We start from the raw sequence: 19659 nt of genomic DNA on the forward strand, positions 1-19659 counted from the left end.
CGCTTGAAGGGTACAGATTTAAGAATTTTTTAAACAATACGCGAATTCTTGACTGAAATATTAATGTCTTACGCCTTTTCGACCTTCACGGACAATTCAAAATCGTCCATATCCAATTGTATGGCATCCGATACTGTGCCGTTTACCTCCAAGGACAAAGCCTGCGTTTCTGTCTTGATGTAAAGCGCAAAGTTATCAAGTGCTGCATTCACCAAATCATCGTGTTTTGCGATTTTGATGGTGATTTTGTCCTGCACTTCAAGCCCCATGTCCTTTCTTAGATTCTGGATTCTGTTGACCAAGTCCCTTGCGATTCCTTCCTGCTTCAATTCATCTGTCAAGGTTACATCCAAGGCCACAGTCAATCCATCGCTGGAAGCAACCGACCAGCCTGGGATATCCTGCGAGGAAATCAAGACATCTTCCAAGGTCAAGGAGACTGTTTCTCCCTCCAGAGCCATTTCCAAAACCCCGTTTTTCTCTATTTGCGAAATTTCTTCCTTGCCCCAAGCATTGATGATTGCAGAAACTGCTTTCAATTTTGGTCCAAAGCGTTTTCCCAGCAAAGCAAAATTGGGTTTGACGCTTTTCACGACGATGCCGGAAGTGTCGTCTATGTATTCAATATGCTTGATGTTCACTTCAGACAGGATCAAATCTTCCACCTGTTGGATCTGGTTCTTGATTTTTTCGCTCAATACCGGGATCAGGATTTTTTGCAAAGGCTGTCTCACCTTAAGTTTTTCCTTTTTTCTCAAGGAATGGACCAAAGAAGAAATCTCTTGGGCCATTTGCATGCTCGCTTCGCCATCTGCATTGATCAAGCTTTGGTCCGCGGATTTCCAATCGCTCAAATGGATGGATTCTGCAATGTCCTGACCTGATTTTTTAGCTCCCTGGGTCAGGTTCTTGAACAACCAGTCCGAGTAGAAAGGGGCAAAGGAGGACATGAGCTGCGTCAAAGTCATGAGGCATTCATGAAGGGTTTCGTACGCAGCTTGTTTGTCTGCATTCATTTCCCCTCTCCAAAAACGTTTTCTGGCCAATCGCACATACCAGTTGGACAGATGGTCCACGGTGAAATTCATGATGGTCCGGGTGGCTTTGGTCACATCGTAATTGTCCATTGAGGATTCCACTTCTGAAATCAAGGATTGCAGTTTGGAAATGATCCATTGATCCAGTTCAGGCCGATCGGTCACTGCAGTTTTCTTATCCTCCTGATAGATGAAATGATCCAAATTGGCATAGAGGGCAAAGAAGTTGTATGTGTTTTGAAGTGTACCGAAGAACCTTCTCTGTACCTCGGTGACACCTTCCTCATTGAATTTCAGGTTGTCCCAAGGGTTGGCATTGCTGAGCATGTACCACCTCAGTGCATCGGGACCGTATTGTTTGAGGGCCTTGAAGGGATCGACGGCATTTCCAAGACGTTTGGACATCTTGTTGCCATTTTTGTCTAATACCAAACCGTTGGCAATGACATTTTTGAAAGCCACGCGATCAAACAACATCACCGAAATGGTGTGCAAGGTAAAGAACCATCCCCTGGTTTGATCGACGCCTTCGGCAATGAAGTCGGCAGGATAGTTGGCTTTGAAGATTTCCTCGTTTTCGAAAGGATAATGCCATTGCGCATAGGGCATGGCGCCTGAATCGAACCAGACATCAATCAAGTCCAGTTCACGTTTCATTTTTTCTCCCTTGGAAGAGACCATGATCACGTCGTCCACAAAAGGTCTGTGCAGGTCGATTTCTTTTCCCGCATAAGGATTGGCGGCCATAAATCCCTTTTCGACGGAAATGGCGATCTCTGCATTGAGTTCCGCAATGGAACCGATGCATTTTTCCTCCAGACCATCCTCTGTTCTCCAGATGGGCAGTGGTGTTCCCCAAAACCTTGAGCGGCTAAGGTTCCAATCCACCAGATTTTCCAACCAATTTCCAAAACGACCTGTGCCGGTGGCTTCCGGTTTCCAGTTGATTGTTTTGTTAAGTTCCACCAATCGGTCCTTGTAAGCAGTGGTTTTGATAAACCAGCTTTCCATGGGATAGTAAAGGATCGGTTTGTCCGTTCTCCAGCAATGCGGATAACTGTGCTCGTATTTTTCGACCTTAAAGGCCTTGTTTTCATTCTTTAGGATAATCGTGATGATGACGTCGGTGCTTTTGAAGTCCTTTGCCTGCTCATCATCATTGGTGTAGTTTTTTACATAAAAATCATTCACACCATATTCTTTATGGGCCACGATCTCATGTTCTTTCATTTTATCTGCCAGATATTCACCCACTATAGGGAGAAATTTACCTTGCTTGTCCACCAATGGAACTTCGTTTCCGTTTTCGTCTTTCACAAATAGTCCTGGGACATTTTGCTGGGTCAAGGTCCGAAAGTCATCCGCTCCGAAGGCTTTGGCGAGATGGACGATGCCACTGCCATCCTCAGTGGTCACATAATCCCCTGAAATCACCGTAAATGCAGGGTAAGGCAATGAAAGGCCATCTATCGGAAACAATTGCTCATACTCCAGACCCAAAAGTTGGGCTCCTTTGTATTCTTCCACGATTTCGTAGGGGATCAATTTGTCCCCTGGGGTGTAATCCGAAAGGGAAATTTCCGATGCTTTTGGATTGAAAAATGCAGCCATTCGGGCTTTGGCAAGGATGACCGAAGCAGGAGCAAAGTTGTAGGGATTGAATGTTTTGACTTTTACGTAATCCAGTTTTTCCCCGATCGCCAGGGCTGAGTTGGAGGGTAAAGTCCAAGGGGTGGTGGTCCAGGCAAGTAGATAGGTATTTTCCTCTCCTTTCACTTTGAACTGGGCAGTAATGGAAGTGTCCTTCACATCCCTGTAGCAACCGGGTTGATTGAGTTCATGCGAACTCAGACCCGTACCTGCCGCTGGGGAATAGGGCTGTATGGTGTAGCCTTTATAGATCAGTTGTTTTTCGTAGAGTTTTTTGAGCAAACTCCAGACGCTCTCGATGTATTCGGGTTCGAAGGTGATGTAAGGGTCGTCCAGATCCACCCAATAGCCGATTTTCTCGGTCAAGTCATCCCACTCGTCCTTGAAGCGCATGACGGTTTCCCGGCATTTTCTGTTGTATTCTTCTACGGAGATTTTCTTGCCGATATCTTCCTTGGTGATCCCAAGTTCCTTTTCTACTTGCAATTCCACAGGAAGTCCATGGGTATCCCATCCGCCTTTCCGCTTCACCTGAAAACCTTGGAGCGTCTTGTACCGACAAAACACATCCTTTAAGGTTCGGGCCATCACGTGGTGGATTCCTGGAGTTCCATTTGCAGAGGGGGGGCCCTCAAAAAAAGTGAATGTTTCAGCTCCTTGCCTGTTTTCGACAGATTTGGCAAAAATGTTGTTTTCTTTCCAGTATTGAAGAACACTCTCCCCTATTTCGGGGTAATCTACTTGTTTGAACTCCTGGTATTTTTTCACGATTTTCAGTAGGGTTTCATTGATTTGACCACCAATGGCACTTGGGAAATCCCCCAGTGGAGCAAAGCGGCGTGATTTTATTTGACTCGGTCATCTTTCCCATCAATTCATCAGGAAAAGAATAACCCTTTCAAAAGCAGGCACAAAGTTAAGAGATTTTGGTTGTTTAACCCGTGTTCTGCATTACCAATTCTATTTCAGCCCAAAATTGCCTATTAATCAGTCAGTTGCTCACAATTTTTGACTTCATTGTGATAGGAATTGGCAATGTTCTTTGGACAGTCTGATTTTCTTGCAGTTTCAACCCCATTGGGGAAACCAATGCCTATTTCGGGTTTTAGGTGAAATGGGTTGATAAATGATGCGTGGGGTCTCTGCAAGCAAGCGATTGATGCAGACAAATATGCAAAAGAAAGTGGGATTTGGCCTCTGTAAAACGATCGTCCGTGTCACAGCCATAGAGATGTACTCCCGATTGCGCATTTTTGCATTTCCTCCCCTACAATTCCTTTTCGGGGTATTCAGATTTTGACCTTAAGGTTTCAACCAAATATCATTACTTATACGCCCGGCAAGGCGATTCCTTTTACCCTTCTGTAAAAGGAGAGGGCATGCTTATCGGTCATTCCGGAAATGAAATCGACCAAGGCACGCAGCATGGGATAAGGGTTTACGTGTGATTCCCAACCTTCCAAAGGAAAACCTTCCGGAAGCAGTCTCAGGATGCTTTTGTCTTTTCCGGAAAACAGATCCGTTTGGTAAAACTTATGGTTAAGCGCTTTTGAAAACACCTCCAACAGTCCATCCAAGACCTGAAAACCAGCAGCCTCTTTTTCCAAGACGGGAGAGGAGCGGTAGATTTTTTCAATGGAAATCCTGGAGATTTTGGCAAGGGATTCACTGGAGGGAATAATGTCTGTCAAGGCGCGGTCAAATGTGCCAAGAAGCATTTCGGCTTCATTGGATTTGAAGGCTTCCACACATTCCCGGATCAACTGATTGATCGCCATTGCCCGTAGAATGGCGAGTTTTTGAGAATTCGTGGGATAACCTTCCAGTTTTTTTGGATCAAAACGGTCTCCAAGAATCTCGGCCAAAAGCGCAACACTTTCTTCAAGGCTGACCAAACCCAAGGTACAGCCATCTTCCAGATCGATGATGCTGTAGCAAATATCATCTGCAGCCTCTACCAAAAAGGCCAAGGGATGCCTGTGCCAGGTGCCGTTTCCCCAACTTGAAATGCTGAGTTTTTCGGTGAGGTATTTAAAATCCTCCATTTGATCCGAGAAAAAACCATATTTCTTTTGGCTTTTTCTTTCTGGATCTTTTGCCGAAACAAGAGCAGGTCTGGGGTATTTGGTGAATGCCGCCAAGGTGGCAAAGGAAAGTTTCAGTCCGTTGATATTCGACAGCAACATGCGAAACCCTTGGGCATTTCCTTCAAAATTGCAGAGATCAGCCCATTGTTCGGGTTTGAGGTGTTCGTTCCACACCTTTCCATAGGGATGGAATTTAAAAAAATCCGAAATCGCGTCTTCTCCCGCATGGCCAAATGGTGGGTTTCCAATATCATGGGTGAGGGCGGCGGCTGCCACAATGGAGCCGATATCAGAGGAGCTGATTTGGTTTTCTCCCAAGACCGGGTATTTCTGGATGAGGTATTCGCCAACGGATTTCCCCAGAGACCTTCCCACACTGGATACCTCCAGGCTGTGGGTGAGCCGTGTATGGACAAAGTCATTTTCGGGAAGGGGGAATACCTGTGTTTTGTCCTGGAGATTTCTAAAAGGGGCCGAAAAAATAATCCGATCATAATCTTTCTCAAATTCACTCCTGAATTGATCATTACCCGGTTTTGAGGGGTATTTTGGATCAAATCTTCCCAAGGCCAATAACTTTTCCCATTGCATCATCGCCAAAAATACTAAAGCTGGGAAATAATGGCAGAATCTTTTGGGAAAAAATAGAGGTTTATTTTTTGTGGCATCAATATTGGCGATAAAAAGTTCGATCATCCAAATGAAACCAACAATATGAAAAACCTTCTCAAAAATGCAACCTTTGGCATCATGCTCCTTGTTTTGGCGGCATCCTGCGATTCAGAAAATTCAAACACCCCACAGGGGAAAACCCAAGTCAACATTTATATGGTAGATGCTCCTGCCGACTATGATGAAGTATGGGTGGAAGTTCTTGCTGTCAAACTTCTTCTCAAAGGAGAAAAGGAAGAGAATGATGCGGCATGGATCAATATCAATCAACAAAGTGAAAACCAAAAAATCAACCTTCTTTCTTTAGTTGGAAACAATGACGTTTTCCTAGGTGGAGTTGAAGTGCCCTCAGGAGAAATTTCCCAGATTAGATTGGTGTTGGGTTCCGATAATTATATCATTCAAAATGGCAAAAAAATTGAATTGAAAACCCCTAGCGCCCAGCAAAGCGGCTTGAAACTAAAAATCAGCCAAAAATTGCAGCCAGGAGTGGACCATGACCTTGTCTTGGACTTTGATGCTGGAAAATCCATAGTGAAAGCCGGAAACTCCGGCCAGTATATCCTTAAGCCCGTCATTCGGGTGATCGCTGAAGGATCCGCTGGGATTCAGGGAATCGTTTTGCCACTCAATGCCGATCCCATCATTTTGGGAATTGTGGGACAGGATACGGTTTCTACTTTTACGGATGAGAATGGCTACTTCAAATTGAGAGGCCTAAAGGCCGGGAATTACATTGTGGTCATCAACCCGAAAGTTCCTTATGAGCAGTTGGTGATATCACCGGTCCAAACCACTATGGGAGAGACCAAAACAATTTCCACGGTGAATTTGAGTACCAAATAACAAAATACAGAACCCTCGGATAGATATCCGAGGGTTATTTTTTTCAAGGCTTTTGAAATGTGTGGTCTAATTTGACATTCTTTCATAAATTTGGACTGTGAAAAACAAGCTGCTCTCTATTTTTATCCTCTTTTTTCTTTTCAATTCCTGCACCACAGAAGATGCAGAAAGGTCCAAGGCACTTGTCAACATTTATTTGGTCGACTCCACGGTTTCCTTTGAAGAAATTTGGGTGGAGTTATTGGGAGTCGAAGTCCAGGTCACGGGTACACGGGGCCAAGATAATGCCAATCCGGAATTTCTCCCTTATACGCCTTCCGAAAAAAAGGTCAACTTGAGTGCATTGCTCGCGGGCAATCAACTCTTGGTTGGCAGGGGAGAGTTTATGCTGGGCGCCATCACCAAAATGACCTTAAAGCTGGGAACCGACAATTACATCCTTAGGAAAGGGGTGAGAACCCCATTGGTTTTTAAGGATTCCGAAGGGGCTTCCCCGTCTGTTTCAGGAAACTTTAACCTGTCCCCAGGAATTTCCCATGACTATTATTTGGATCTGAACCTGGATCCAAGTGCGGCAGCTGGGTCAGGAATAAACCGAACCATCAATCCAAAAATCCAGGCTTTTTCAAAACTTGAAACAGGAGAAATCGGTGGGACTTTGGTTCCAAGAGGTCTCAAGGCGATTCTCTTTGCGATCCAAAATTCTGACACGATAAGAACAAGCGTAGATTCCCTTGATGCCGGAAAATTTCTTTTCCGAGGATTGAACGGGAAGTATTTTCTTCTTATTCATCCGACCGACGTTTCCTATAAACAGGTGAAAGTGGACTCCGTCCTAGCCGTTCCGGGAAAATCAACCGCTTTGGGAACCATAACCCTTGAAAAAATAAAACCTTAATTCCCCTCCTTTGAAAATACATGAAATCCATATGCGAAGGGCCATGGAGCTGGCGGAATGGGGTTTGGGAACTGTCAGTCCCAATCCCATGGTCGGCTGTGTCATTGTCCATCAGGAAGAAATCATCGGAGAGGGTTATCATAAATATTATGGAGGCCCTCACGCTGAAGTCGTCGCCATCCAATCGGTCCAAAACCAAGAGCTATTGACGGAATCCACGGTTTACGTAACCTTGGAACCCTGTGCCCACTGGGGAAAAACCCCTCCTTGTGCCCATCTTTTGGTGGAAAAGCAAGTAAAAAAAGTGGTGATCGGTGCCGTGGACACCAATCCATTGGTAGGGGGAAAGGGGATTAAAATATTGAAGGACGCTGGAGTGGAGGTAATTACAGGGGTTTTGGAAGAAGAGCTCCGTTTTCAAAACAGGCGGTTTTTTACTTTTATCGAAAACCAGCGGCCTTATGTGATCCTGAAGTGGGCCCAGTCCCAAGATGGATTTGTGGCCAGAGAAAATTTTGATTCCAAATGGATCAGCAATCCCTACAGCAGACAAATGGTACATCGCTGGAGAGCCGAAGAAGACGCCATCATGGTGGGCACCAACACGGCCAAATATGACAATCCTAAATTGAATGTAAGGGACTGGGACGGTAAAGATCCGTTGAGAATCGTCATTGACAAAAAACTTGAACTGGACAAAAGTTTGGCTCTTTTCGATCAAGGCCAAGCCACTATCTGTTACAATTTCCTAAAGAATGAGACTTTCGACAACCTCGAATATGTGAAGTTGGAGGATGGATTTCAGATTTCGGAGATCTTGGAAGATCTCCGCAGCAGAAATATTCAGAGCTTGATCGTGGAAGGAGGCAGTTATTTGCTGGGCAAATTTATCGAAAGCGAACTTTGGGACGAGGCAAGGGTGTTTACTGGTGTTGCCAGTTTTGGAGGAGGGATTCCTGCACCGGCAATTTTAAAGCATAAACATCTAGAAAGTGAAATTATGGGGGATCGCCTCCGGGTTTTTTACAAAAGTTAACGCATATGTCAGAATCAATATTCATTCCTACCGCTGCCAACAAGGCTGAAAAATATGCGGCCATACTGCCACAAATAGAAGCGCTGATTTCAGACGAAACGGATCTGATCGCCAACCTTGCCAATATTTCCGCCGTCTTGAAAGAGGCTTTCGGTTTTTTTTGGGTAGGTTTTTATTTGGTCAAAGGGGAGCAATTGGTGCTCGGCCCTTTCCAGGGACCCTTGGCCTGTACCCGGATCGGATTGGGGAAAGGCGTTTGCGGTGCAGCATGGAAAGAAGGAAAAACCCAATTGGTTCCGGATGTGGATGCATTCCCGGGACACATTGCCTGTAGTTCGGCTTCCCGTTCTGAGATTGTTTTGCCGGTTTTCAAGGATGGGAAAGTATTTTTGGTGATGGACATTGACAGCGATCAGCTCAATGACTTTGATGAAGTGGATGCTGATTGGCTCGAAAAATTGATGAGAATGGTCGAGGCCGTTTTGTAAGACAAACCATTCTCTTGTCGAAAAAAAAATCTGGACTTCCAAAGAGGTCCAGATTTCAACAATCTTTTTTACAATCAATTTTATTTCACTTCCCATTTTTCACTGTGTTTTGGCTCAAAAGCCAGCATTCTGTCAAAAATTTCTCCTGGATCAGAGGATACAATCAACAAATCCATTTGGGCTTGGTGCAGAAATCCTTCAGCGGCTGAATGTTCCAAAAAACCAATCAATTTATCGTAATAGCCATTGTAATTGTATAAAGCCAATGGCTTGCTGATATAGGCCAGTTGGTTCAATGTCATGATTTCGAAAAGTTCTTCAAATGTGCCTATTCCTCCCGGCATGGCGATGAAGCCATCTCCCTTTTCAGCCATCAGCCATTTTCGGTCGCGCATGGTCTCCACCACGATCAACTCGGTACATCCCCTGTGGGCAACTTCGATGTCGACGAGTTTTTGGGGGATAATGCCAATGACATCCCGGCCGGCCTTCAACATTTCATCTGCGATCACGCCCATCAGTCCCACATTCCCGGCGCCATAAACCAAGGAAAGATTTCTTTTGATCATTTCTTGAGCGAGTTCTTTTGCGCCTTGGGCGTATTCTGGATTTTTCCCCTTATTGGATCCGCAGTAAACCGTGATTTTTTTCATGCCTGTGTTTTTGAATTTTTCAAATGTAAAAATTTCCATCCATTTCCATCCATTTTTGGCAGGGAGTCTTTCCAATAAAAAAATCCCTAATTTTGTGTCATGAAAATCTGCTTTGCGACCAACAACAAGAAAAAAATAGAAGAAGTGAAGGCTGCTTTAGGGGCTACATTCACGATCGTTTCATTGGAAGAAATCGGCTGTCTGGAAGAATTGCCGGAAACCGGAGATACCCTTGACCACAATGCATTTCAAAAAGCCAGGTATGTAAAAGAGCATTATGGGGTGGATTGCTTTGCCGACGATACTGGCCTGGAGGTGGACTTCTTGGCCGGTGCACCTGGGGTTTATTCCGGTAGATTTGCGGGCGAACCCAGAAGTGATCAACGCAACGTCGATTTATTGTTGGAAAAAATGCAGGGGACGGAAAATCGTTCGGCCAGATTCAGGACCGTTATTGCGCTGATCTTGGAAGGAAAAGAATATTCCTTTGAAGGGATTGCGGAGGGTGAAATCACCGAAATCAGGACAGGTGTAGGAGGTTTTGGCTATGATCCGGTCTTTAAACCACAGGGTTACGAAAAGACATTTGCAGAATTGAGCATGGAGGAAAAAAACATTATCAGCCATAGAGGCATCGCGGTGCAAGCTTTATCAAGGTTTTTAAAATAAATCCCTACTTTTGTGCCCAATGAATAAACCATTTATTGTCGGAATCACGGGAGGGAGTGCCTCTGGAAAAACGCTCTTTTTGGACAAGCTTCTGAATTCCTTTGAACCCAATCAGGTTTGTCTGATTTCGCAGGACAATTATTACAGAGCACGCCATCTGCAACCGGTGGATGATAAAGGGGTCCATAATTTTGACACTCCCCATTCGATCGATTTTGAGCAGTACGCCGATGATATCCGAAAAATACAAGCAGGTGAGTCTGTTTTTCGACAGGAATACACTTTTAACAACCCGAACAAAAAGCCGAAAATACTCGAATTTGCGCCCGCACCGGTGGTCGTAGTGGAGGGGATATTTGTCTTGTATTATCCTGAATTGGCAAATTTGTTGGACTTGAAGGTTTTTATTGATGCCAAGGAGTACATCAAGCTCAAAAGAAGGATTGTAAGGGACAAGGTCGAAAGGGGATATGACCTGGATGATGTCCTTTATCGCTATGAAAAGCACGTGATGCCCACTTACGAAAAGTACATTGAGCCTTTCAAACATGATGCGGATCTCATTGTCACCAACAACCACAATTTCGACAAAGCCCTAGACGTGATCAAGACCTACCTGAGATCAAAATTGGGTTTGTGATTTAACCTATTGATTATAAGCGGATTGAAATCCCGCCTTTTTGATTTTTCCGGAAAGAGATTTTTTATACTTTTGTCATGTTAAAATATTAAATTTTTCTATATTTGCAGCCCATGAACAAAATTGAGGACCATAAAACCCTTTGGAAACAACGCATCACCCTAATGATGGTGTTGCTGTTTTGTAGCCTGATTTCAGGGGTGGAATACTTTCCTCAGGAAGATGCCACAGCTTCGGTTGAAGTATCTTCAGATCCGGATGCGAGTTCAGATGCACAAACCTTCCTCAATGTAGCAGTGGATGCGGTGGTGCCATTTGTGACCACACTTTCCCAGCAAATTTTTTATTTGATATACGAAAACATCAGCTTAGCCTCTCAAATTTCTTTTGAGGTTCCAAGCAGTACACCTTTCACCAATCCATTTTTGAAAATTCTCTTCGAGAGAATTATTTCACCCAATGCTCCCTGATTCTTTCCAGTGAGTTTTATTGTTTCTCGGCAATGAGAAAATCGAATGCGTTCAATTAAAAAACCAATCCAAACTTAATTATAATATGCAAAACAAAGGCATTATTGTGTTTTTGACAGTAATCATTACAGCGCTTTGCCTGTATTACCTGTCATTCACATTTGTATCCAGTAGAATCCAGCAAGATGCTGTGGACTACGCTACGGATGAAGTCGGCAACGTTGACTTTTCCAAAAAACAATCGTATCTGGATTCTATCTACAGACAGCCCGTCTATAGTTTCTTGGGTGCAAAATATACTTATCAGGAAATAAAGGAAACGGAATTGGGTCTTGGCCTTGACCTTCAAGGAGGAATGCACGTAACCCTGGAAGTTTCTCCTATTGAAATCGTAAAAGGACTTTCAGGAAACAGCAAAGACCCCGCCTTCAATGCCGCTTTGGAAGAAGCCCAGGAATTTGCCAAAACCAGCAACCAGAAATTTGTGGATATCTTCTACAACTCTTGGAAAAGCAAAGCACCGGGAAAAAACCTGAATACCATTTTCGCAACTGCTGCGAACAGAGGCAGGATTTCCTTGGAATCTTCCGACAGTGAAATCCTTTCCATCATTGATGCAGAGGTTGAAAATGCCATCGAGCGTTCTTTCAACATTTTGAGAACAAGGGTGGATCGTTTCGGTACTTCCCAGCCCAATATTCAAAGAATTCAAGGTTCTGGAAGAATTCAAATTGAACTTCCAGGTGTGGATAACCCAGAAAGGGTAAGGAATCTACTTCAAGGCGTGGCCAAGCTGCAATTTTGGGAAGTGGCAGAAACAGGTGAATATTTGCCTGGATTGGAAGCTGCCAACAGTTTACTGGTGACTGAAGCCATTAGCAAAAAAGCCACATCGACAACCCCAGCAGAAGCTGTGGAATCGGAAAGCAGTGATTCCACTGATTTGGAAAAACAACTTTCCCAGACTGTTCCGGCTGATGATTTTTCTTCGCAGGTTTCCCCTATCTTTTCTTTGACCAAAGCCAATTATGGTTTGGTCTATGACATCAGGGATACGATTGCCATCAATAGGATTTTTGCAAGAGAAGATGTGAAGGCTGTTTTGCCTCGGGATGTAAAATTCCTTTGGGCAGTGAAGCCGCAGAAAGCGGACGGACTTGAATTGCTGGAGCTTTTTGCAATAAAAGTGAGCCGTTCTTCCGACCAAGCACCTCTTGAGGGAGACGTAGTGACGGATGCAAGACAGGTATTGGATCAGACTTCCCGCCCTGCGGTAAGTATGCAGATGAATGCTGAAGGTGCTCGTAAATGGAGAAAATTGACTGCCGACAATACAGGTAGAAGGATTGCCGTAGTCTTGGATGATTATGTGTATACTGCGCCAAACGTGCAGGGTGAAATTCCATCCGGACAATCCGAGATCACAGGTAACTTCACGATGGAAGAAGCAAAAGATCTTGCCAATATCCTGAAGTCCGGTAGCCTTCCAGCACCGACCAAAATCGTAGAAGAAGCCATCATTGGCCCAACTTTGGGTAAAGAAGCGCAAAGTCAAGGTGTGATTTCCATGGTGGCAGGTTTGGTATTGGTGGTGCTATTTATGGTAGCCTATTATGCCAAAGGCGGTTTTGTTGCAATTGCAGCATTGATATTCAACATTTTCTTTATTCTGGGTATTCTTGCCCAATTGGGTGCTGCGCTGACCTTGCCAGGTATCGCGGGTATTGTCTTGACGATAGGGATGTCCATTGATGCAAACGTCTTGATTTTTGAAAGGATCAAGGAGGAAATCAAAAATGGAGAAGGCCTTATGGCTGCCATCAACCAAGGTTATAGCAAGGCATTCAGTGCTATTCTTGACTCCAACGTAACTACCTTCCTGACAGGATCCATCCTGTACGCTTTAGGTCAAGGGCCTGTAAAAGGCTTTGCGATCGTTTTGATGATCGGTATCGTTTGCTCTTTCTTCTCCTCTGTATTCATTACAAGAGTAATTGTCTATTGGATGACCAAAAAGGGTGACCAAAGCAAGATTTCTTTCACCACTCCATTCTCCAAAAACCTTTTTGGATCCTTGAATATTGATTTCTTGGGCAAAAGGAAGGTTGCTTACCTGATTTCTACCGGAATCATCATTGTCGGTCTTGCGATTGCATTGATCAGTGGATTGAAGTTCGGTGTTGATTTTACGGGTGGTAGATATTATATCGTGGAGTTCTCCGAGCCAGTAGTAGCCTCTGACCTCAAAGTTGGTTTGGACAGCGAATTTGACGGTTCCATTGAAGTCAAAACCTATGGGGGTAACAATATCCTGAAGGTAACCACTTCCTACCTCATCAATGAAGACGATGACGCCGCCAATTCCGAAGTGGAAAACAAAATCAAAGAAGGGATTGCTACAGTGACAGGTCTGCAGTATACAGACAATGTCAGCACCATGAAGGACAATCAATTCAGTATCACCGGTTCATCCAAAGTGGGAGCAACTGTGGCAGATGATATCAAGAAATCTTCTGCTGAGGCCATGTTTTTTGCCTTGGTGGCCATCTTCCTGTACATCTTGTTGAGGTTCCGTAAGTGGCAATTCTCGCTTGCGGCCATCATCGCCTTGATTCACGATATTCTTTTCGTGGTTGCAGCGTTTGCCATCGCAAGTGCATTTGGCGCGACATTCGAAATTGACCAGGTCTTTATCGCTGCGATGCTGACTGTGGTAGGTTATTCGATCAATGATACCGTGATCGTGTTTGACAGGATCAGGGAAAACATTGAGAACAGGGGTACTACCAAACTTGTGAAGATGTTTAATGATGCCATCAACCAAACCATGGCCAGAACCTTGATCACTTCGGCGACCACCTTGATCGTGGTGATTGTCCTGTTGATCTTCGGTGGTGAAGTATTGAGGGGCTTCTCCTTCGCTTTATTTATCGGTGTCTTGGTAGGAACTTATTCTTCCATCTACATAGCGACCCCTGTGGTTGTGGATTTGATGAAGCGTGAAATGGAAAGCGAAGCCAAAGCCGAACTTTCAAAAAAGGCTGTTTAGACTTTGAAATAATTGGAAAAAAAGAGGGTTTGTTTCTACAAACCCTCTTTTTTTTATGAGATTTTGGCAATAAACGAAAAAAATACCCTGAACAGGGTATTTTTTTCGTTTTCATAAAAGCCTATCTTTCAATCGTAACAAAAGTACGCTTGATGATTTCAAATCTGTATCTTATTTCAATAGGCTTTAGTTTGGTTGCCGCCTTCGTTTTTTATGGCATTCAAACTAAAAATCAGGATAAAACCCAAATAATAATTTTGGGCATTCTTGGATTGGTTTTTTCAATGGAATTCGTAGGGGCCTATACTGCCTCAAAGGGAATCAACAATTCACTGCTGTATAATATTGGGTGGGTTTATCTTGAATCGATGCTGTTGTTGTTTTATTTCTTGAAAATCGAGAAAAATTCAAATTTCAAAAAGGTAATCGAGAACATCACTTATGGCATTCTGATTTGGGGTTTGATCAACACTGTTTTTTTTCAATCCATTTCCAGCGTTTTTCAATTCTATTCCTTGCTTCCTTTTTCAGCCCTTATCATATTTCTTTGTCTAAGATTCCTGGTGAAGGTTTGGAATTTTGAGATTTTCAGCGACTCACTCCTCATCAGTCTACCCCATTTTTGGATCGTTGTAGGGATGCTTTTCTTTTATCTGGAAGCAACCATTTTCTTCGGGATGTTTCAATTTTTTCCTGAACAAGTAATTGAATCGATCAAGATGTTAGGTTCTTTGAATCGGTTTCTGGCAGGAATAATGTACCTGTTTTTCGGACTTTCTTATTTTATCCCGTATTTTACAAGCAAAAAAATCAATTTTAACACATAAAATCATATGTTTCACGTTTTTTAGGCTTGTCTATAATGGATCAATAAAGTATCTTCGGGAAAAAAAGCCATGGACCACAAGGAACTGGAACTTTTCAGGAAAGCCTACGACAAATCTGTCAAAAAATGCATAAAAGGAAAAGGTAAAAACGGAAGAGACATTGAGGAGCAATCGAACTGGGTTTGGTTCGATCGTGCGGTCATTGAAGAACTTTTGGCGATGACGGATCCTCAAACAGGAGGCATCAAAATGTATTTCGGCCAGTATGATGAAAATAATATAGAGATGCTGCCTAAGGACCGGAAAAACCGGGAGGAGTATATAGGCAGAATTTCCCTTGCCCTGGCGGCCTCCAACAAAACAGAGGCGGGTTTTGAAGACATCGCCTTACCGGATTCCAATAAGGAAGAAGGTTTCTCCCCTTCGAGATCTGGTGGAGGGATAGAGAACGGAGGAACAATTTGCCCCCCGGATTGTAAACCACAAGATACGTAGGAATGGAGTATCTTACCTGGTATCATTATGGGGTTTTATTGGGAATGTTTTTGAGTTTGCCTGCATTCTTCATCAAGAACCATGCTTATCGGAAACCGCATCTGATCATTTTTTGGGTGCTGGTGATGATAGCTGTATGGGAAATAGTTGGTATAAATATAGCCAGGAGAGGAATCAATAATTCTATTTATGCTAATCTCATTTTTGTTTATACGGAAACGCTGTTGTTGCTCTATTTCTTTTCTTTGATTTTTCAAGAAAGAAAAATCAAAGAAATCATTTTAATTTCAGGCCTTTTGTTTGTTGCCTGGGGCTTTATCAACTCGTTTTTTATTGAATCAATTTTATTTTTTCAGACTTATTCCTTTGCCATGGGAAGTTTGGTGTTGATCGGATGGTGTATTTATTTTTTTTACGGAATCCTTTATAAAGATTGGTACGCCGAAAAGAACCTGCTAGGTGTCCCGATGTTTTGGATTGTTTCCATGATTCTGTTTTTTTATTCCTGTTCCTTCCTGTATTTCTCCTCCATGAGGATGATTTTTGAAATGGACCGGGAATTAATGCTTCAGATTCGCAATTTAAACCGAATTATTAGTGTATCAATGTACCTGGTTATGGGGCTTGCTTTTTATGCCCCTTTGATTTTTAAGGAAAAACAAGAGTCTTTACCTCGCTAATGAGATAGGTAAATTTTCTCATATTCGTAATTCTTAGCAGGGCTTTCAAAAATCAATAAATTTTATTTTCTAATAGGATATGACCTGAAATTTTTCCCTGGTGATATGAATCATGTTCATTTTTAAATAATTGAAAAATGAGTGTTATTTGAAGAACAGCACTTCAACCCGAAACATGCAGTAGGTTTCCTAAGGGGTGTTGAAACTGCAAGAAAATCAGACTAATTGGAGAATAAGGTGTAGTACCGATATGGTGAAGTCAAAAACAATAAACAAAGAATGATTATTAAGTAATTCTTGAATGGAATTGGAAGTGCAAAAAAAAACGGGTTAAAAGGAATGGCAAAAGGGGAGGACCTTAATCCTCCCTCCTTTGCCAATATAAATAACTGCTTTTAATAAGCCTAAGAGAATATCAGTTCACCTTCGCTGATTTTCGTTTTTTTAAATTCCGAAACAGCGGAATCCGGCCCGGATTACATTCAGGTGGACACAAAGAACCCCCATTTTAAAAGAAGCCGGAAGGACCAGGTATCTCATTTTTTTCACAGGATGCCAGCACCACGGTTAACCTACCCACTAGGTTTTCTTTCAAATGTGAGAGCTCTTTAGGTATGATTTTATTCGTCATACTGGCCCAAAAATAACCTGATACCGCCTTCTTCCAGATCCGTATTTTCCAGAAGATACGCTACTTTTTTTCTGCTAAACCAAATTGATCTGGTTTCCATGAAAGTCCAATTCAGGATTTCCTTTTCCTACGCTTTTAGCATAGGCGCTTTTCATTTTTTTGAATTTTTTGATTTTCTTGTTGTAAAGGTTTAAAACAATAGTTATGAGGTAAAAATAAATTTTCTGTTTTTAAAATTATATCTTTAGCAATCATTTTTATCTGGTAATTTAAACAACAATTTCACTGGACAAATCATAAAATGGAAAAAGACGGTAAGGACCTGTTTGTAGTCATCCTCTTGGGATTTTTTTTGATGCTCTTTATGGTTTCCTTTATTGTCATCATAGTTGTCATCCACCGGAAGCGACAGGTTCAAAATCAACAAAAGATCCTAAACCTTAAGGCAGAATATGAGAAAACAATACTCAATGTGGAGCTCGAAATCCAGGAAGAAACCTTGGGATACGTTGGAAGAGAACTCCATGACAACATCGGTCAGTTGCTTTCACTTACCAAACTGAACCTGAGCAGTTCCAAACCCGAGAAAATCCAGGAAGGCCGCCATTTGATCGGAATGGTCATCAAGGAAGTAAGGGCACTTTCCAAGACGCTGAATTTAGATTGGGTCGAGGGCATAAGCTTGGGAGAGTACTTTCAAAAAGAACTCAATAAATTGGATCAAATAGGATTTTGCAAAACACAATTCAAGGTGGAAGGGCAGGAAATAAAGTTGATCAAGGAAAAAAAATTGGTTTTGATCCGGGTTTTCCAAGAATGCCTGAACAATGCCGTGAAACATTCTGAAGCGCAACTTATCCTGGTGTCCATGGTGAATACATCAGATTGCCTCGAACTCACGTTCAAAGATGATGGAAATGGTTTTGATCTTTCCGTTCCTTCCTCAGGTTTGGGTTTGCTCAATCTCAGTAAAAGAATGGAGACTATTGGTGGGAAAATGGTCATTCAAACGAAAAGAGGAACCGGCACCGAAATAAAACTAACCTTGCCATTATCGATTGCATAGCCTATCTTTTCCATTCGTTATGACAAAAATGATAAAGATAGTATTAGCAGACGATCATAAATTGTTTGCCAAGGGGATTGCAAGCCTCTTGGAAGAGGAGGAGGATTTTCAGGTAATTGCGACCTTCGAGAATGGATTGGATCTGGTGAGTTTTGTTGAAAACAATCCTTATGATTTGATCCTGACCGACATCAACATGCCGGGATTGGACGGCGTGGGTGTGATTCAAGCAGTCAAAGTAAAAAAGCCCAAGTCCAAAATCATCGTTTTGTCCATGTATGATGATGAACATCTTTTTAAAAAATGCCAAAAATTAGGAGCAAGTGCTTATATCCTAAAGGATGCAGATCCTGATGAATTGATCTATACCATCCGCGAGGTCATGGAAAATACCCATGTAATGAATTTCCAAAAAGTACTTTTTCAAAGTGATGATGTCTATTATGGAGATTCTTTCAAGGAAAAATTCAAATTGACAAAAAGAGAATTGCAGATTCTCAAGATGATCATAGATGGTAAAATCAACAAGGACATCGCCGAAGAACTTCACCTCAGTCCACTGACCGTGGAATCCCATCGAAAAAAAATCCACAAAAAACTCGGAGTAAGCTCTGTCATCGAATTGGTAAGGATGGCAATGGACATGAATCTCTGACAACTAATAATTAAAAAACACATGAATAAAATCAAAACTGCCTTGGTCGGCTTTGGTTCCGTCGGGGAAAAAATGCACGCTCCCCTGATTTCTGTTTGCAAGGACCTTGAATTGGTCGCCGTGGTGGAAAGAAGCCAAGAAAAGTCAAAGGGGAAATATCCTCAAGTCCAAATTTTCAAAACCTTTGAAGCTCTGCTCGCCTCTGATTCAGTGGATTTGATTGTCATTGTGACGCCCAATGAATTTCATTTTGAGCAAGCAAAAACTGCACTCGAACATGGGAAGCACGTGGTCGTGGACAAACCAGTGACCCTGAATTCAGCACAAGCTATCGAATTGGACAATTTGGCAAAAGAACGGAACCTTGTTCTTTCTGTTTTTCAGAACCGAAGGTGGGATGGGGATTTCAGAACCATCCAAAAATTGCTGAAAGAAAAAACCCTTGGCCAAATCGTCCATTTCGAATCCCATTTTGATCGGTTCAGGCCCAACATCGTGGACAATTGGCGGGAAAAAGATGTTCCAGGAAACGGCATTACGTATGATTTAGGAACACATCTCGTGGATCAGACCATATTGCTTCTCGGAAAGCCCAAATGGGTCTATGCCGAAATTCTCAAACAGAGGAAAGGCGCCATGGCAGATGATTTCTTTGACATCACTCTGATGTATGAGGGGATCAAAGCACGCGTGACCGCCAGTGTGATGATGAACGCCGTGCTGCCAAAATTTTTGGTTTTGGGTGACAAAGGATCCTATTCCAAATATGGCCTGGACGTACAGGAGAAGGCATTCAAGGCTGGACAGTTGCCCGAAGGAGAAGATTGGGGAATGGAACAGCCTGAGGCTTGGGGAACACTTTTCCTCGAAGAAGAAACAGTTCCCATGCCAACAGAAAGAGGGGATTACCGATATTTCTACCAAAACGTGGCAGATGCTATTTCTAAGGGAAGTCCACTTTCCGTAAAAATGGAAGAAGCGATTTTGGTTTTGAAAATATTGGAGGCTGCATTCCTCAGTAACACAGCCGGAAGAAGGGTCTCACAGGAAGAAATGAATTGGTAAATATCGAAAATTTTGATTTTGGCTTGGTCTTTGTCTTTTTTAGGC

Annotated in this window: 16 protein-coding genes; 13 read left to right on the plus strand and 3 right to left on the minus strand. The window is 42.8% G+C overall.

Features of this window, described 5'->3' with window-relative positions; genetic code table 11:
- Nucleotides 1–68 precede the first annotated feature (68 nt).
- Both ileS and dgt read right to left on the minus strand, forming a co-directional pair.
- Complete coding sequence (gene ileS / locus F824_RS0103535) at nt 69–3455, minus strand: isoleucine--tRNA ligase (RefSeq protein WP_019596479.1); 3387 nt, start codon at nt 3453–3455, stop codon at nt 69–71.
- Between the two features lie 560 nt (nt 3456–4015).
- Nucleotides 4016–5368 carry a dGTP triphosphohydrolase gene (gene dgt / locus F824_RS0103540; protein ID WP_026333470.1) on the minus strand — a complete coding sequence of 451 codons (1353 nt, stop codon included), beginning with the start codon at nt 5366–5368 and terminating at the stop codon, nt 4016–4018.
- Nucleotides 5369–5488: 120 nt separating this feature from the next.
- On the opposite strand from dgt, the gene F824_RS0103545 reads away from it, so the two are divergent.
- The 4 genes from F824_RS0103545 (at nt 5489) to F824_RS0103560 (ending at nt 8714) form a co-directional block, all read left to right on the plus strand.
- Nucleotides 5489–6292: a DUF4382 domain-containing protein gene (locus F824_RS0103545; protein WP_019596481.1), complete on the plus strand. Its 804-nt coding sequence runs from the start codon at nt 5489–5491 to the stop codon at nt 6290–6292.
- Between the two features lie 97 nt (nt 6293–6389).
- Entirely contained in the window at nt 6390–7190 is an 801-nt protein-coding gene (locus F824_RS0103550; protein ID WP_019596482.1) for a DUF4382 domain-containing protein, read from the plus strand.
- 10 nt (nt 7191–7200) lie between these two features.
- Entirely contained in the window at nt 7201–8226 is a 1026-nt protein-coding gene (gene ribD / locus F824_RS0103555) for a bifunctional diaminohydroxyphosphoribosylaminopyrimidine deaminase/5-amino-6-(5-phosphoribosylamino)uracil reductase RibD (RefSeq protein WP_026333471.1), read from the plus strand.
- Between the two features lie 5 nt (nt 8227–8231).
- A complete protein-coding gene (locus tag F824_RS0103560) occupies nt 8232–8714 on the plus strand; it encodes a GAF domain-containing protein (protein ID WP_019596484.1) in 483 nt (160 codons plus the stop codon).
- 80 nt (nt 8715–8794) lie between these two features.
- On the opposite strand, the gene F824_RS0103565 is transcribed toward F824_RS0103560, so the two are convergent.
- Nucleotides 8795–9367, minus strand: a complete 573-nt coding sequence (locus tag F824_RS0103565; protein ID WP_026333472.1) for an LOG family protein — start codon at nt 9365–9367, stop codon at nt 8795–8797.
- Nucleotides 9368–9466: 99 nt separating this feature from the next.
- Here F824_RS0103565 and F824_RS0103570 point away from each other — a divergent pair, with 99 nt between their 5' ends.
- The 9 genes from F824_RS0103570 to F824_RS0103630 all read left to right on the plus strand — a co-directional run bounded on the left by F824_RS0103570 (nt 9467) and on the right by F824_RS0103630 (nt 19614).
- Nucleotides 9467–10036: a non-canonical purine NTP diphosphatase gene (locus F824_RS0103570; RefSeq protein ID WP_019596486.1), complete on the plus strand. Its 570-nt coding sequence runs from the start codon at nt 9467–9469 to the stop codon at nt 10034–10036.
- A 19-nt stretch (nt 10037–10055) separates the two neighbouring features.
- Nucleotides 10056–10676: a uridine kinase gene (gene udk, locus F824_RS0103575; RefSeq protein WP_019596487.1), complete on the plus strand. Its 621-nt coding sequence runs from the start codon at nt 10056–10058 to the stop codon at nt 10674–10676.
- Between the two features lie 113 nt (nt 10677–10789).
- Nucleotides 10790–11146: a hypothetical protein gene (locus tag F824_RS0103580; protein WP_019596488.1), complete on the plus strand. Its 357-nt coding sequence runs from the start codon at nt 10790–10792 to the stop codon at nt 11144–11146.
- 85 nt (nt 11147–11231) lie between these two features.
- On the plus strand, nt 11232–14195 hold the full coding sequence (secDF, locus tag F824_RS0103585; RefSeq protein ID WP_026333473.1) for a protein translocase subunit SecDF: 2964 nt from the start codon (nt 11232–11234) through the stop codon (nt 14193–14195).
- Between the two features lie 152 nt (nt 14196–14347).
- The gene (locus F824_RS0103595; RefSeq protein ID WP_019596491.1) at nt 14348–15022 is read left to right on the plus strand and encodes a hypothetical protein; all 675 of its coding nucleotides are present in this window, start codon (nt 14348–14350) and stop codon (nt 15020–15022) included.
- Nucleotides 15023–15091: 69 nt separating this feature from the next.
- Nucleotides 15092–15517, plus strand: coding sequence for a hypothetical protein (locus F824_RS0103600; protein WP_019596492.1), 426 nt, complete (start codon nt 15092–15094; stop codon nt 15515–15517).
- A gap of 1612 nt (nt 15518–17129) precedes the next feature.
- A complete protein-coding gene (locus F824_RS0103620; RefSeq protein WP_019596496.1) occupies nt 17130–17894 on the plus strand; it encodes a sensor histidine kinase in 765 nt (254 codons plus the stop codon).
- Between the two features lie 28 nt (nt 17895–17922).
- Nucleotides 17923–18549, plus strand: a complete 627-nt coding sequence (locus F824_RS0103625; RefSeq protein WP_022582168.1) for a response regulator transcription factor — start codon at nt 17923–17925, stop codon at nt 18547–18549.
- 21 nt (nt 18550–18570) lie between these two features.
- Complete coding sequence (locus F824_RS0103630) at nt 18571–19614, plus strand: Gfo/Idh/MocA family oxidoreductase (protein ID WP_019596498.1); 1044 nt, start codon at nt 18571–18573, stop codon at nt 19612–19614.
- Nucleotides 19615–19659: the final 45 nt, after the last annotated feature.

The sequence above is a fragment of the Rhodonellum psychrophilum GCM71 = DSM 17998 genome (assembly GCF_000381545.1).
Classification (GTDB): domain Bacteria; phylum Bacteroidota; class Bacteroidia; order Cytophagales; family Cyclobacteriaceae; genus Rhodonellum; species Rhodonellum psychrophilum.